This is a genomic window from Pseudomonas sp. BS3767 (assembly GCF_900099665.1).
GTDB lineage: Bacteria > Pseudomonadota > Gammaproteobacteria > Pseudomonadales > Pseudomonadaceae > Aquipseudomonas > Aquipseudomonas cerasi.
The window spans coordinates 99,259-114,549 of record NZ_FNCX01000003.1; the positions used below are offsets into that span (position 1 = coordinate 99,259).

The window sequence follows — 15,291 nt, forward strand, 5'->3', positions numbered from 1 at the left end:
TCGGCCAGCAGCGCTCCGGCACTCATCTCTGAGTCGAGAGGGCGCAGTTCGACTATTTGGCAATGGGGGATCTGTGACACTGCGAGAACAACAGCGAGGCCGATGCAGTAGAGCCAGTCGAAGGGATTCACGCGGCGGACCTCGGTTCGGACATCAACGTATACAAGGCAACACCACGATGGGTGCGCCCCCATTCATCAGTGAGGACTATCCGGGCTGTGTCGATCCGATACCCGGCGTTGCGCAGGTCGCAAATGCGCGCGCCTGGTCGGCAGATATTCAGCTCGCGCATTGCGGTGAACGTGTCAATCGACCCTAAGCGAAGACGCTGTATAAACCGTGCGTTCTGGGCGTTGATGCTGGTATTCTTTATTTGAGATATTTCGAGGCGGGCCTGTTGGTCGGCCTTTTTTTTGTCTGCCATTTATGCAGCCTCCCCGCGCAGCGCCATGCGCTGGCGAACCCAGGCGTGGACCTCGGCCAGAACAAAACCAACTGGCGAGCCGCGTGACTTGCTGTTGCTCAGCGGCACTGGGCGCGGGAACGTCGGGTCATCTTTGAGGCGCTTGTAGACAGTGGCGCGGGCGAGGCCGGTGATGACCTCGACCTCAGGGAAGCGAATAATTGTATTCGCGGGGTCGAACCCTTTAGCGGAGTTGACTTCAAGCTGGCGGAGGCTGCTCATATCTGTTTCCCGTTATTGATGAGGACGGGGACAGGTTAAGCAGATAGGCGGGCGTCTTCGATCCGAGTTTAGGTGGGAGAAGTTTTCCGGAATCTTTTACTTGTCAAAAGATTCAGCATTGGCTGAAGCTGCCTGAAGTGCCACTAAAGCTTGCAGAGGGGAAAGATCAGCCATCAGCTCGTTTGCGAGAGGCACTACGGTCTTCCTCAAGTTCGCTTCACCCGCGTCATAACTGCTTATTGCTGATGACATTACACGATCAGGGATATGGGTTTTCGTTTCTATGCTCCAGATCCAGAGGTCTATGTAGGGCAATAACCCATATCGCGCCCACCGCCGCCAATTGGGCTTGCTGCGGCTCGGCGAAAAATCAGGGGATTGCTTACGGGCTTCCGCCAGCCAGATAGCGAAGGCCGCCTTCAGGGTGGAATCATTGGCTCCCAGGTCCACAACTATTGCAGGTTGAAAGTACGGCGAGCCTCTCGTCAGGACCTCTATTTCTTTTTGCCATGAGCCTTTGAAAAGAACGCGATAGTCAACGTCGTGAGGTTTTTCCGCGCCCAGTGCGAACATTTCCTCGCTTGCCGTTAAGTGCAAATCATAAGCGCGCAAGGCACTAACGGATTGACGTTTAACTTCAATATCGGAAAGCGATGGCGATAGCTCCAGGGGCGCCTCCCTGAATTCTTCGACAGCGTCTTCGTACCAGTCGTAGCACCATTTTTCAGTTGAGTCAGGGTTGGTCAGGCAAGCGCACGCCTTGAAAAGGCTCTGCCTTTCCAGTAACTGCCTGTACCACTCATTCACATTAAAGTGGTCGCACTCTCGATACTTCTCCAGATCGAACCATTCGGGTAAATCTTGCGCGCAGTCAATCTTGCTCACTGGGACACTCTCCCCGTTGAATACATGGCTAGCCCGTCGGGCCGAAAGCCCGCTTTGCACCTTCGAGCTAAAGCAAATGGGCTTTTCCAGCTAACTGCTGGCCGTCCGAACAGTAATCGCATTAAGTCTATATCTGTCTGCAATGGAGAGGGAAGCAATCAGGCACGCTTGCCAAAGTCACCTTGGACAACAACGCCCCCGGCGAGGCCGTCGAGGTAGTTCGCATACCACTGCATCATGGTCGTGCGCTGCGCCAGATACTGCGCCTTGTTGTAAACGCCACGGACACCCTGAGGCTTGTGGCTGAGCTGCGCCTCGATATGGTCGGCCGGGAAGCCGTGTTCATTGAGTGTGGTGCTCGCAATATGACGAAAGCCGTGGCCAGTCTGGCGGCCTTCATAGCCGATCCGGCGCAGTGCCATCAGGAATACGGTGTCACTGCGCGGTTTGGTTCGGTCGCTGCGTCCGGGGAAGAGCAGGGGATACGCGCCGGTGATAGGGCGTAGCTCTTCCAACAACTCAATGGCCTGGCGGCAAAGCGGCACTAGGTGCTCTCGACCTTTTTTGCGGCCCTTGCGCTCAACTGGGATGGTCCACAGCTTCTTTTCCAGATCGAACTCGGACCACTGGGCTTCGCGCAGCTCGCTGGGACGCACCGCAAGCAGGGTCAGAAGACGCAAGCCCAACTGTACGTCTTTGGCGTGCGGGTATGACTGGATGGCACGAAGGAGGGCGGGCAACTCTTCGGCCGAGACGTGGGCATAGTTCTCGGCTTTTCCGCTGGAAAGGAACTTGTGGATGCCTTCAAGAGGATTATTCACTGCACGGCCGGTCACGCGAGCCAGATCGTAGACATCTTTGCAGTAAGCACGCACTCGGCTCATCTGCTCAAGAATGCCCTGTTGCTCCAAACCCCGAAGCAGCTCCATCCACTCCATGGAGAGGATGCCGGTGTATCGGCGCTGGCCGAAAGTGGGAAACACATGACGCTCAAGCGCTCCCATGATCCGCTTGGCCGTGCCTGCGTCCCAGCCGCCGATGCGCGAGGCATGCCATTCGCGGGCCAGCGTCTCGAATGTATCGTTTGCTGCCTGGGCTTCTGCTGCCTTGCGCGCCTGCTTTGTCACCATTGGGTTTCGGCCTTCGGCCGTATCGGCGCGAAGATCTGCAGCCTTTGCTCTGGCCGCTGCGCCGCTGACCTCGGGGTATCCGCCCAGCCCGAGCCAGGACCACTTACCGTCTGTTTTTTTGTAGCGCAACTGCCAAGACTTTTGTCCGTCAGGTTTCACGCGGAAGTAAAGGCCGTTGGCGTCGAGCTCGCGGTACTCCTTCAGCTCCGGTTCAAGACCCGCAAGAGTGGTGTCGGAGAGCGGCCGGCGCTTGATTTCAGACCGTTTCACGGCTTGTATCCCTTCGGTTCAATTATTTTCGAAGGATACACGCTGGGATACACGGTGGGTAGATATAGGGGGATACAAGGAAAGATAGCCAGAAACAAGAAAGCCCGCACGAGGCGGGCTTCTTGATGTTGTTTATAGACTGCTGTAGACGTCTGTAAACAGGTACTTGGTGGCTACACAGGGACTTGAACCCCGGACCCCAGCATTATGAATGCTATGCTCTAACCAACTGAGCTATGTAGCCAAGTGGCGCGCATTATTCTCGGAGAACGCATATGTGTCAAGCGTTGTTGTGAAAAATAATTGCGTGCGATCAACCGGTTAGGTGGCAGCGCTTGTCGGAACGTCTTTCCGGGCGCTTACCGGAACAGGGTGTCGAGTATCTTCAGGTCATCGAATAGCACTCGGCCATCTCCCTTCGCTCCCTGAGTCAGGCCTTAGCGCCGTTGTCCGTTCGCGCTCATCGGTATCCTGTTCACGGTCCGGGTGCAGCGCGCTGGCCAGCTTGCGGCTTTTTTGGCTTCTGTGAGCCTTGCGCCTGCTCGGCCTGCTTACCGAGCATCGGAATCAACTCTTCGATCCACATCTTTTCGCGGCTTGCTGAAATCGCGAGCCACTGCTGCAAAAGCTTGCACCTGGTTTCGAGCTTTTACGGGATGAGAAAATGACTGCCGTAAAGCGCTTTTCCCGTCGGCTGGGCGGTCCGGTTCTTGCTTGGTTGTGCCTGATAGCTCGTTTGAGAAGCTTTTTGACGCCAAAAACAACGAATGGCGACACTTTGCGTACCAATCTGAGGCGACGCGTATCGTCATTGAAACAATAACATGGCATTTTGCTGCTAGTGTTTTTCCAACAAAAGGCATCGCCTCTGTTTGTGCAGATCTGGCAGGTGTTCACGGGGAGTCGCAGGACATGAACAGTCTTTTGTCACCAGGCATGCGCCTGATGGGACATTTTGGTTTTGCTCGCAAGTTTCAGGTCTTGTTCCTGCTGTTCATGTTGCCGCTGGCGGGCAGCGCGTGGGTCATCACCAAGGAGTACAGCAACAAGCTCGATGTCATTTCCGGGGAGCAATCCGGCGTGCGTCAGTTGCTGGCGCTCGACGATCTGAACATCGAGCTGTCCGCTCAGCGCGATCATGCCGCACGCTGGAAAGCCGCCGATATCCTGCGCGAGCCGACCCCGGCAGCGAAGGCGGCGATGGCCAACGTCGATGCGGGGATCCCTCGCATTGCCAAGGCGCTGGAAGGCGTTCAGGCCGCATTGGTCGAGGAAAAGGCGCCTGTCTATACCATGAACCGGTTCAAGACGCTTCAAGCCGCTGTCACCGGTCTGGACACGGCATCATTGCGCACAGTGGGCTGGTGGCCTGATGGCTATGACCGATTCACTACGGTGCTGAACTTGGTCCAGGCGCTGCGCGAGCAGATCGCGATGGACAGCGGTTTGATTCTCGACCCCTGGCTTGAAACCTACATGCTCATGCAGCTCTCCACCCAGCAAGTGCCGGACCTGATCGAGCGTATCGGCCGTCTGTCGAGTGTCGGGCAGACGTCGGTGGCATCGGGTCAGTTCAGTCTGCAGAGCCGTCTGCAAATGCGCGATCTGCGCGGTCGCATCGATGACTCCAAGGATCAGATGCAAAAGGCTGCCGGCCTGCTGCTGTCCAAGCTTCCCGAGCAGTTGCAGCCTTGGGCGGACAAGTACGCTGCAGTAATACAAGTGCTGGAGACACAGCTTAAGGTCATTGATGACGGTGTTTTCGGCGGCAGCATCAAGCTCAAGCCTGAAGAGTTCGAAAAGAGCATCGACACCCTGACCGGCAGCACGGCAGATTTGCGCAGGCAATCGCTTGACGCGCTCAATGGACGTCTCGATTACTACCACGAGAGCTCCAACACCGAGTTCATCCCGATGGCAGTGATCTTCTGTGTCCTGGTGATCATGGCAATCTATCTGTTCGCCTGTCTGCAATCCTCGATCCGTAATAGCGCCAAAGGCATCACCACGCTGGCTGAGTCCCTGCGTGACGGCAATCTGTGTGTGGAAGTCGCTGTGCAGGGCCGTGACGAGCTTGCTGCCATCAGTCGCGCGCTGAACGTCGCGGTGGTGCAACTGCGTACCAGCCTGCTGGGCGTCAATCAGGAAACGGTTCGCGTCGGCGATGCGGTGCTGACGCTGAATGCCCAGTCCAGCGGAACGCTGAGCGAGGTCGAAGACCAGCAACAACAGATCAGTCAGATCGCCGCAGCAGCCACCGAGCTGGCCGCCACCTCCCAAGGCGTGGCCAGAAGCTGTGAACAGGCATCGGAAAGCGCCAGGCAGACGCGTCAGATTGCTCAGCAAAGCAGCCAGGACAGCCAGCGCACCACTGACAGTATCCAGCAACTCAATCAGCGGCTGACCGAAACTGCCGCCGCGCTGGGTCGGGTCAGCGAGCAGGGTCAGCAGATTCAATCGGTGGTGGATGCCATTCGCGGCATCGCCGAACAAACCAACCTGCTGGCCCTCAACGCAGCCATCGAGGCGGCACGCGCCGGTGAACAAGGGCGCGGGTTCGCGGTGGTTGCCGATGAAGTGCGCAGCCTGTCCCAGCGCACCCAGGCCTCGACCGCCCAGATCGCCGGCACGGTCGACAGCTTGCGCTCCACCGTGACGCAGGCGGTCAACCTGATGGAAGCGGCCTGCGGGCAAGCCGTCAACGATGCGCAGTCGGTGACCGGGCTGGGCGTCCGCCTGGGCGAAATCGCCACGGCAGTGCAGGGTGTGACCGATACGCTGGCGCAGATATCGACCGCCGTGGAAGAACAGGCGTCGACCGCTGATGAAGTGAGCAGCAACATCCAGCAGGTCGATCAGGCCGCAGGGCGTTTGCTGCAAGGTGCCCGCGCAGTCAATCAGGCGGCGGATACCTTGAGTCAGGGCAGTCGGGCGCTGAATGACAATACGGCGCGGTTCCGGTTGGGATAACTGGGTAGTTTGCCGCATCAGAACGAAGAGCCGGCGTGGTGAAAACCGCCGGTTTCTCCGTTTTAGTGAGGGGACGTATAAAAGTTGGATCAACGGATAGGCATTCAATCATTTGATAACTGACGGGAGTCGATACAAGGCGTAAAATGCGCGGTTTTTGCAGGCGAAAGGTTTCTTGAGAACGCAGCTCACCGAAAAACACAGGGCGGACGGTGCAAACCCGCTACGGCGTCGAGGTTTATCCGAGGCGTCAGGTCGCCCTCGCGTCGCCATTTTGATGTGCACGTACAATGGGGCTGCGTATCTTCGTGAGCAGCTCGAATCGTTTTTTGCTCAGACCTTTCGCAATTGGGTTCTTTATGTTTCCGACGATGCATCGACTGATGACACCGTTGACATACTGTCCGACTACCAGGCCCGCTGGGGGCGAGAGCGGCTGGTCATTTTCAGCGGGCCTTGCAAGGGCTTTGCGGAGAACTTTGTCTCGCTGGTTCAACGCCCTGAAATAGACGCCGACTATTTTGCGTTCAGTGATCAGGATGACGTCTGGTTCAGTGACAAGCTGGAGAGAAGCGTGGGGCGCCTTGAGCTATTGAAGCCCGATACGCCGGCGCTTTACTGCTCCAGAACCCGGTTGGTCGATGCAGACTTGAAGGTAATCGGGGTTTCTCCGCTGTTCAAAAAAACGCCCTCTTTTAAAAACGCCCTGGTTCAGAGCCTGGCAGGCGCCAATACCATGCTGATCAATCAGGCGACCCGTGGTTTGTTGGCCAAATTGCCTGAACACGCTCCTCTGATCGCGCATGACTGGCTCACCTATCTTCTGGTGACCGGATGCGGCGGTCAGGTGTTCTATGACGCCGACCCCTGCCTCTACTATCGCCAACACCGCGGAAACCTGATCGGCGCCAATGCGAGCACTCGAGAAAGGCTGATACGATTTCGAAAGATGCTTTCAGGGCGATTTGCCGAGTGGAACGATGCCAACGTGGCGATCCTCAAGGATATGGAGTGTGTGCTCACCGAGGAAAGTCGGCACGTGCTGGGTTACTTTGAAAGCGGTCGCAGGCAGCGGTTGTTCAAACGTGTGTTCACGCTTCGAAAAGCCGGGATCTACCGGCAGACTGTACAGGGCAATTTGAGCCTGATCCTGGCGGCTTGTTTGGGCAGGGTTTAAGAAATGCGCACCGGGTTGTCTCCAGGTCATCAGTCTTTTAGCTGATTGAGGCTTTGGAGCAAAGCCCGTCTGATAAAGGTAATCGCCAGACATCCGTCACGCCCAACCCTGTTAGGCCATGCGCGTGTCAAGGAAACTTCGGAAAGTTTGATAGCATTGACCTGTTGTCAGAAGCTAAACCGTCACAGACAAGTCGTGTAATATACGATTTGTCGACAGGAGTGCGAGTGACCGTCTTGCCGTAAGAGCAACGTGGTGTATTCGGAAGAATTTAAAAGAAATTACGAGGTCATTGAGTCATGCTTAAGCGTCTCCGCCACGAGAACTCGCTTCAGAAAAAGCAATCTTCTGCTGTCATAGAGAGGCTGCAGCGAGAGCTGGTTTTAGAACAGCAAAAACTGGCCAGAAAGGAAGCAGTGCTCGCGGCGGCCTTGATTGAGCGAGATACGCATATTCATAATCTGAATCTCACCATTATGGAGCTACAAGGCTCGACCAGTTGGAAGATAACGTCTCCGCTTAGAAAAATAGTTGCTGCCATTCGACGGGCGCGCAGCGGGCAGCAAACCGCGGCGCCACTTCCTGCTCCTGGTGTGCTTACGTATACCGTCGAGCCAGAAACAACAGAAGTCGTTCATTCAGAACACGCGCCAGAGCATGTCAATACGTACACACAATGGGTCGAAGAGTTCGACACAATTGACGATATTGATCGCCTTTGCATGTATGAGGAAATGGGAGCCTGGAAAACGAAGCCGCTGCTGTCCATCATCATGCCCGTTTACAATCCGCCTATCGACATGCTGAGAGAAGCTATAGAAAGCATAAAAACCCAGGTTTATTTCAACTGGGAATTGTGCATAGCCGACGATGCTTCAACCGATCACCGTGTTCGGCTGTTTCTTGAGCAGAGTGTCAAATCAGACCATCGGATAAAAGTCACTTATCGCGAACAGAATGGTCACATTTCGAAGGCCAGCAATTCTGCGCTTGATGTCGCAACAGGTGAGTTCATTGTCCTGATGGATAACGATGACACCCTTCCTGAGCACGCCTTGTTTTGGGTTGCAAAAACAATCAATAGTCACCCTGATGCCGCGGTAATTTATTCGGATGAAGACAAGATAGACGAGCAGGGCGTAAGATCGGCGCCCTATTTTAAAACCGACTGGAACCCGTACCTCTTCCGCTCGCATAACATGATCAGCCACCTGGGCGTGTACCGAAAAGAACTTGTCGATAAAGTCGGGCGTTTCCGGGTCGGCATGGAAGGGTCCCAGGATTATGATCTGGCGCTTCGCTGTGTTGAGCAAGTCAATGCGACTCAGATTATCCATATCCCTCGTGTTCTCTATCATTGGCGTATGCACGCCGGTAGCACGGCGATGTCCACTGACGAAAAGCCTTATGCACAAAATGCCGGGCAAAAAGCACTTGATGAACACCTGAAAAGATCTGGAATAGCCGGGCATGCCGAGCTACTGGATTTTGGTATGTACCGTGTTCATTACGACCTGCCTGCTGTCAAGCCGCTGGTCAGTTTGATCATACCTACGCGGAACGCTTATGCCTTGGTGAAACAATGCATTGAGAGCATTCGTCACAAGACGCTTTATCCCAACTACGAAATCATTCTGGTGGATAACGGTTCTGATGATCCGCAGTCGCTGCAGTATTTCGAGATGCTCTCACGCCTGACGGGTGTCACCGTGCTTCGTGACGACGGGGAGTTCAACTACTCCGCGCTTAACAACAACGCCGTAGAGCACGCCAAGGGTGAGCTCATCGGGTTGATCAATAACGACATCGAAGTCATCAACCCAGAGTGGCTGGATGAAATGGTGTCCCTGGCGTTGCAGCCTAACGCTGGAGCCATTGGTGCACGGTTGTGGTATCCCGATGAGCGGCTACAGCATGGTGGCGTCATCATGGGGCCACTCACCCTCGCCGGGCATGCTCATAAAATGCTGCCAAGGGGGCATCACGGCTATTTCGGAAGGGCATCCTTGATTCAGGGTATGTCTGCAGTGACAGCCGCGTGCCTGGTCGTGAAAAAGTCAGTCTTTCAGGAAGTAGGCGGGCTTAACGCCAAGGACCTGAAGATTGCCTTCAATGATGTGGACTTGTGCCTGAAGATCATGCAGGCCGGGTATCAGAATATCTGGACCCCGAATGCAGATCTTTACCATCATGAGTCGGCGACGCGTGGCTTTGAGGATACGCCTGAAAAAATAAAGCGGTTTATTAGTGAAGTCGAGTACATGCAGAACAAGTGGCGTGCGATTATCAAGCACGACCCTTACTACAACCCTAACCTGACTATATCTGCGGAAGACTTTTCGGTAGCGTTCCCGCCGCGTGTTACTGATCTGGCAGGTGGTATGTAGCCTGCTAAGAGCTATGGTTGAGGCAGGTGTCGGTAGTCACCGACACCTGCCTCATACTGATCAAGCAAGACGTTTGTCCCGCCGTGACCATGCAGCTTACTGGCTCTTCTCGGCCTTGGCGGCGAACGCAAATTTTGACAGGATGAACGTCACTGGCAGAGTTAAGGCGATAGCGGCCAAAGGCGCAAGTCTTTCGTCAAACTGCAGCTTTTCAACCCAACACCAGAGTATGACCAGACTCAAGCAATACTGAATCGCGTAAATAAGCGGCAGCAGGATCACAGAGCGCAGGCCCTGATGGCTCTTGAAGACAAAGAATCGATTCAGAACATAGGCCAGTAATATTCCGGTCACATAAGAAATCGTGTAACTGATTTTATAGGACAGGAACATCAACAGAATGAGATAGATTCCGTAGGTCAGGGCGGTGTTGAAACCGCCTGACATCAGGAATCGGGCAAAATCCTGTTTTAAGAATTTTGAAACAGCCTGATTCATCATCGTGCCATTATTCAGCGTTTGCGATCAGGGATTTGAATTCTTCGTAGTTACGAATGTAGTCCCCGGCATCATAGTAATGCGACGCAAATACCAACAGCACGGCGTCCTGAGAATAGCGATACTGAATACCCCACGTCATCGGCGGCAGGTGGATGCCCTGATTCGGCTTGTCGAGAATAAACTCTTCACGATTGACACCATCATCCGCTACAACATGAACCGAGCCCTTCACGGCAACCAGGAACTGGTGACAGATACGGTGTGCGTGCTCGCCTCGAGTCTCGGCGGTCGGTACGTCGTAGACCAAGAAGTAACGTTCGGACTTGAAGGGTACCGAACGCTCGAATTCGCCCGCCGACAAGCTACCGCGAATATCCGCGACTTCATTCATGGTGTGCAGGGTAACGTTCTTCACCGACGTGGCGGTTACGCCTGGTGCGGCTTTTTCCGGGCGCGTCTCGCTACTGGCGTTGACAGGCTTGGCGTCCACGTAACCAATGATCTTGGCCGGGTTACCTACGACTATAGCGTTAGGCGGCACAGAGCGGGTAACGACGGCACCTGCGCCGACCATGGCGTTGATGCCGATGGTGATACCCGGAAGAATCGTGCAGTTAGCACCCAGTGAGGCGCCTTTTCTGATGATGGTACGCGCGAAACTCTGTGGATAGACTTTGCTGCGTGGGAACAGGTCATTGGTAAATGTGGCGTTAGGACCGATGAAGACATCGTCTTCAATGGTAATGCCGTCCCATACCTGTACACCGCATTTCAGCGTCACCCGATCGCCGATGATAACGTCATTCTCGATGAAGACGTTGTCACAGACGTTGCATTCACTACCGAGGCTTGCGCCTGGCAGGATATGTGCGAACGCCCATACCCGCGAATCTTTCCCGATATTCTCGGACTCGCACAGCGCATGGCTGTGAACAAAGAAATCCTTACCGCTGCTCATGTGTTTCTCCAAATCCCTCGATCCGCATCGGGATGGCCAAGGGCCTATTCTTTGTATTTTCGTAAGTGCGCCATGCATAAGAGCCGACGATGCCCAATCCCAGCAGGTTCAAACAGCCGAGGAATGTGATGGCCAGCATGATCATTGCGTAGCCGGGTACTTCAATTCTGCCTTCGAGCTTGGCGATCAGTGTGAACACACCGAACAGCGCTGCAAATGTAGAGCCGAACGCGCCGACGCGGGTCAATATACGTATAGGCATATCCGTGAAGGAGAATACGCTGTCCATCAGGTAATTGACTTTTTTACGCAGTGTCCACGCAGACGTACCGTGAACCCGTTCCTGCCGGGTATAGGTAACTACCTCGCGGCGATAGCCCATCCAGAATATCTGCGCGATGAGAGAGCTGTGACGCTCTTCAAGGGTCAGCAGAGTATCCCGAAAAGCCTTGTTGCAGGCGAACATATCGACGCCGCCTGGCGGTATTTCAGGGATGACATAGCGACGGTAAAAGCCCCAGAAAATCTTTGAAGCAGTCCGCGTTGCCCATGGGTCCTGACGACCTTCACGTACACCAACCACAACGTCGATATCGCCGCGCATCAGTACCGTGTTCATTTCCAGAACCAGTTCCGGCGGCTCCTGAAGATCTGCAGCCATTACCGCAAAACGGTCGCCACTGCCATGCTGCAGACCCGTACGGATCGCCATGAATGATCCAAAGTTTCTGGACAGCAGAATCAGCTTGGACTTGAACGATTGTGACGGCAGTTGTTCCCTGAGTATTTCGTAACAGCGATCAGGGCTGCCGTCCACAACGAACACGACCTCCAGGTCGTGTCCGAGCTGCTCATCAAGCGCCGTCACAGCAACGAGCAAGTCGGGCAGATTGCTCTCATTACGATAGACGGGAATGACCAACGTCAGCAAAATCATATCTCCTTGGAAAAGTGCGCAGTGACCGCAGCGATGACGCGATCAACCTCGTCGTCACTGAGGCCTGGGAAGCAGGGCAGGGAGATGACGGTATTACATGCTTGCTCAGTTTCTGCAAGCGAAAAATTAGCAGCGACGCTGTAAGCTGGCTGATGATGATCGGCAATAGGATAGTGAATATCCGTGCTGATGGATTTCTCTTTGAGCGCAGCTGAAAGTGCAGCCCTGTCTTCGACTCTTATTACATATAGATGTGCGACAAAATCTTCACCGGTTGAATAGGGGAGTTGCATATTCAGTTGCGCAAACGCCGCGTTGTAACGTTTCGCAATTGATCGCCGCTGTTCATTCCACGTGTCTAGATGGGGCAGCTTGACTCTTAGAATTGCCGCTTGAATTTCATCGAGACGACTATTGCGGCCACCTGGTATGGCCACTTCGTATTTTTGTGACCAGCCGTATTGGCGCAGTTGCCGTACACGTGATGCCAATGCATCACTGTGCGTGACAATGGCGCCGCCGTCACCCAGGGCACCCAGATTTTTGGTCGGATAAAAGCTGAAACAGCCAATCGTTCCAAAACTGCCAGCCTGTTTTCCATTACGACGAGCACCGTGAGACTGTGCGCAGTCCTCGATGACGGGTATATCAGCAGCGGAGGCAATAGCAACGATAGCTTCGATATTGGCGAGTTGACCATATAAATGCGTAACTATTATTGCAGAGGGTTTGCTGTCAACCAGCGACTTTAATGATTCAGTACAAAGCGTAAGTGTTTGAGGGTCGACGTCGATGTAAACCGGCTCGGCACCGACCGCATGAATCGCCGTACTGCCATAGAAACCAGCATTGGCGACGGCGATTACGCGATCACCGATGCCCACGTTCAATCCCTTTAACGCGATCTCGAGAGCATCGGAGCCGTTTGCAACACTAATACAATGACTGACGCCTACGTAGTCGGCGAACTCACGTTCAAAGTGTGCGACTTCTTGACCCAGAACGTACCAATGGCTATCAAGTGTTTTTGTCAAAGGTGTAATGAAATCGAGGCCTGCATTTGCCAAGGCCGCTGAGAACAGGGGGACATTATCTTTTGTGTTCATGATTCTTATCCTGAATTAATAGTGAGTAGGGTCAGCGTCTTTGCTGAGCCTTACCAGGTAGGTGTCATCTACTTTTATGACAGAGCCGAGTGCAGGCCAGACAGGCATTGTCATAAATACGGGGGTCAGTGCTCTTGCGGCATCTTTATCGACAGCATATAAATTGGGGTAGCCTAAGATTTTCATGTAGGTAAGTATTCTTAAGATATTTCCGTTGTCCCAATCAAAAAATGAGGCTTGAGTAGTCGATGACCAGGCTTTAGCGTAGACAGTTTCGAATTTCTTATGACCATAAAAATCGATCTTTACGGGTTTGGTTCTATCGAAGCTTTTGTCGATTTCTCCTACTCTTCTGTAAATATCAGCGGCGAGCAATTCATCGTGCTTTTGAGTAAGTGTCGCTGAGGCAATATATTGAGAATTCACATCTAGGAGTTGGATGATGTAAATAAGAGCGATGGGCGCGAAGATAATAGGTGAAAAAGCTCGGGTTGCGGTCAGTAAAATAAACACCATCAGCCATGCTACATAAGCAAGTGAAATCATTGTCCGCATAGGCATGCCGCCTGCACCCGCTAGGAAATGCAGTAAAAACGGTGTCGTTAATGCGAGTGCCCACACTAAAGCTGAAAGTATTTTATTCTTTCTATAAGCGGTTATCAAAACAGTTAATGTCGAGCCTAACAATATGTAAGGTGCGAGTCCTATAGAGGTTCCAAAATAATAGGCAGAGCCAAAATACAGGCTTTTGGCTTCGTCAAAGATCTGTAGTGATGCTGCTAAAGGGTGGTCGATAAATTGGTCGAGTTTTACAAATCCGCTCAAATAAGCGCTGTACGATCCTGAGATATCTTGAAAGATTTTATTTAAAAGAAAATAGCTGATCATACCGCCGATTCCTAAAAACAGATAGCGCAGACCGCCTCTGAGAATCCAGTATGTCATGTTGTTGGTGGTGGAAATGGCGCCGATTAATAATACGCCTAGCCCGACACTTAAATAAAATAATATAAGTGACTGATAACAGGATATAGCGGTTGCAAGCATTAGACAAATTGCAAGAGTCTTAAACTTCGATTTCTTTGATGTTTCCAGATTCAGTGAGGGGGCCGAAAGATATGCGGATGTCGCAGTTAGAAATAGTCCGAGTGCTACGGCAGGCACATTGGATGAGAACTCGCCTATCAACCACCATGTTGGAAAACTGCAAAACACCGGAAATGCGATATATGATTTCCAGCTTGGCATTGCGCCATGCGCTCTTACGAGTAACATGTATGACAGTGCCAGAGCTACGTCCAGTATAAGGTATGGAATAAATGGAATTGCTGGCAAAGGTAGCAAGAATCGCTCTATTAGATAGACTGCCCAGCGGCCTTGAGAAATCCATATTTCGGGGTCGGTCCTCAAAGCGCCCATTTCATCATCAATAGATAATGATAGGTTGGTAATGAAATAGCTATTGAGTACGGTCGCCACTAAAAATAGAATGAAAAATTCTTTTTTTGAAAATCTATGTTTTATACAGTGTGTCTTGAATCTGGCCACTTGGTGGGTGGCGCTGAGTAGATATTTGTTGATCGCAGCGCTGATAATTTTCTGGAAAAATATGATCAGCGACATCAGGCAAGCTATTACGATACACACAATTATCTTGACGGTTACGATGTTGCTGTCATTAAATTGGATGGAGGTTTGTGGGTCATTTGCGTCTGACGGTATGGATATTACATATCCATCAGTTGATTTGACCAAGCTTGTAATCTGGTTTGCAGGTTGAATACTTATGTTGGCGTCAGGAAGCGCTATACCTGCGATAGTAATTGAAATGCTGGAGACTTTTATATTGGCGGACGACTGTGCAGGGTCCCATCTTGCAGGCGAAACAGCGTTAGCCAAACCAAATCGAAGTTCTGTTTTTCCCGCGGGCAGAGGCTGAGTTTCCGAATGCTCTTCGGAAAAAATCGCGTTTTGGCTTGTGTACAGTTGAGATTGGCTAGCCGTATCGGATAACACGACTAGCTTGAGAGTAGGGGCGCACAAGGGAGATAGCCATACCCCCCCTAGCAAGAGAAGAAAGATGACGATTTTTAATAATACCGCATTGAGCTTATTATTCAGCATGATCTCGATTCTTGATTGGATTCTGTATTTTTTTGCGCTTCGCAGGATTCGCTCTTTATCTCTCGACTTCTCATGATTTTCGCCAATCCTTTGCTGGGCGCCTGACTTCATTTTTGAAGCCGGGCACCTTGTGCTGAGTCATATTCCGTTAATGCTGGTAC

Annotated in this window: 12 protein-coding genes, 1 tRNA gene and 1 pseudogene; 3 read left to right on the forward strand and 11 right to left on the reverse strand. The window is 52.7% G+C overall.

Translation table 11 applies throughout. The annotated features are described in order from the left end of the window. Positions 1-127: 127 nt before the first annotated feature. From BLR16_RS09465 to BLR16_RS29275, 6 genes and pseudogenes are all read right to left on the reverse strand, one after another. Positions 128-424, reverse strand: coding sequence for a helix-turn-helix domain-containing protein (locus BLR16_RS09465; RefSeq protein ID WP_004660909.1), 297 nt, complete (start codon positions 422-424; stop codon positions 128-130). After that, positions 425-685 (reverse strand): helix-turn-helix transcriptional regulator, encoded by a 261-nt coding sequence (locus tag BLR16_RS09470; protein WP_004660907.1) that lies wholly within the window; start codon positions 683-685, stop codon positions 425-427. Positions 686-781: 96 nt separating this feature from the next. Then, positions 782-1,570 (reverse strand): DUF6387 family protein, encoded by a 789-nt coding sequence (locus BLR16_RS09475; RefSeq protein ID WP_004663880.1) that lies wholly within the window; start codon positions 1,568-1,570, stop codon positions 782-784. Between the two features lie 158 nt (positions 1,571-1,728). Next, positions 1,729-2,970, reverse strand: a complete 1,242-nt coding sequence (locus BLR16_RS09480) for a tyrosine-type recombinase/integrase (RefSeq protein WP_074805811.1) — start codon at positions 2,968-2,970, stop codon at positions 1,729-1,731. Between the two features lie 167 nt (positions 2,971-3,137). After that, a tRNA-Met gene (locus BLR16_RS09485) sits at positions 3,138-3,214 on the reverse strand. Between the two features lie 194 nt (positions 3,215-3,408). Then, positions 3,409-3,523: pseudogene (locus BLR16_RS29275) on the reverse strand (molecular chaperone DnaJ); the annotation flags it as partial. A 1,391-nt stretch (positions 3,524-4,914) separates the two neighbouring features. On the opposite strand from BLR16_RS29275, the gene BLR16_RS29280 reads away from it, so the two are divergent. From BLR16_RS29280 to BLR16_RS09505, 3 genes are all read left to right on the forward strand, one after another. Further along, positions 4,915-5,940 (forward strand): methyl-accepting chemotaxis protein, encoded by a 1,026-nt coding sequence (locus BLR16_RS29280; RefSeq protein WP_371124107.1) that lies wholly within the window; start codon positions 4,915-4,917, stop codon positions 5,938-5,940. Between the two features lie 175 nt (positions 5,941-6,115). Next, positions 6,116-7,117, forward strand: a complete 1,002-nt coding sequence (locus BLR16_RS09500; RefSeq protein ID WP_074805945.1) for a glycosyltransferase family 2 protein — start codon at positions 6,116-6,118, stop codon at positions 7,115-7,117. Between the two features lie 299 nt (positions 7,118-7,416). Continuing rightward, positions 7,417-9,504 (forward strand): glycosyltransferase family 2 protein, encoded by a 2,088-nt coding sequence (locus BLR16_RS09505; RefSeq protein ID WP_024662827.1) that lies wholly within the window; start codon positions 7,417-7,419, stop codon positions 9,502-9,504. Positions 9,505-9,600: 96 nt separating this feature from the next. On the opposite strand, the gene BLR16_RS09510 is transcribed toward BLR16_RS09505, so the two are convergent. From BLR16_RS09510 to BLR16_RS09530, 5 genes are read right to left on the reverse strand one after another with little or no spacing between them, the layout of a single operon-like run. Continuing rightward, complete coding sequence (locus BLR16_RS09510) at positions 9,601-10,005, reverse strand: GtrA family protein (protein WP_046719931.1); 405 nt, start codon at positions 10,003-10,005, stop codon at positions 9,601-9,603. A 7-nt stretch (positions 10,006-10,012) separates the two neighbouring features. Further along, positions 10,013-10,963 (reverse strand): WxcM-like domain-containing protein, encoded by a 951-nt coding sequence (locus BLR16_RS29095; RefSeq protein WP_003365665.1) that lies wholly within the window; start codon positions 10,961-10,963, stop codon positions 10,013-10,015. Further along, on the reverse strand, positions 10,950-11,900 hold the full coding sequence (locus tag BLR16_RS09520; RefSeq protein ID WP_003365662.1) for a glycosyltransferase family 2 protein: 951 nt from the start codon (positions 11,898-11,900) through the stop codon (positions 10,950-10,952). The genes BLR16_RS29095 and BLR16_RS09520 overlap by 14 nt, the downstream gene beginning before the upstream one ends. Further along, on the reverse strand, positions 11,897-13,006 hold the full coding sequence (locus BLR16_RS09525) for a DegT/DnrJ/EryC1/StrS family aminotransferase (RefSeq protein WP_058396841.1): 1,110 nt from the start codon (positions 13,004-13,006) through the stop codon (positions 11,897-11,899). The genes BLR16_RS09520 and BLR16_RS09525 overlap by 4 nt, the downstream gene beginning before the upstream one ends. Before the next feature lie 15 nt (positions 13,007-13,021). Continuing rightward, positions 13,022-15,130, reverse strand: coding sequence for a glucosyltransferase domain-containing protein (locus BLR16_RS09530; RefSeq protein WP_161437922.1), 2,109 nt, complete (start codon positions 15,128-15,130; stop codon positions 13,022-13,024). Positions 15,131-15,291: the final 161 nt, after the last annotated feature.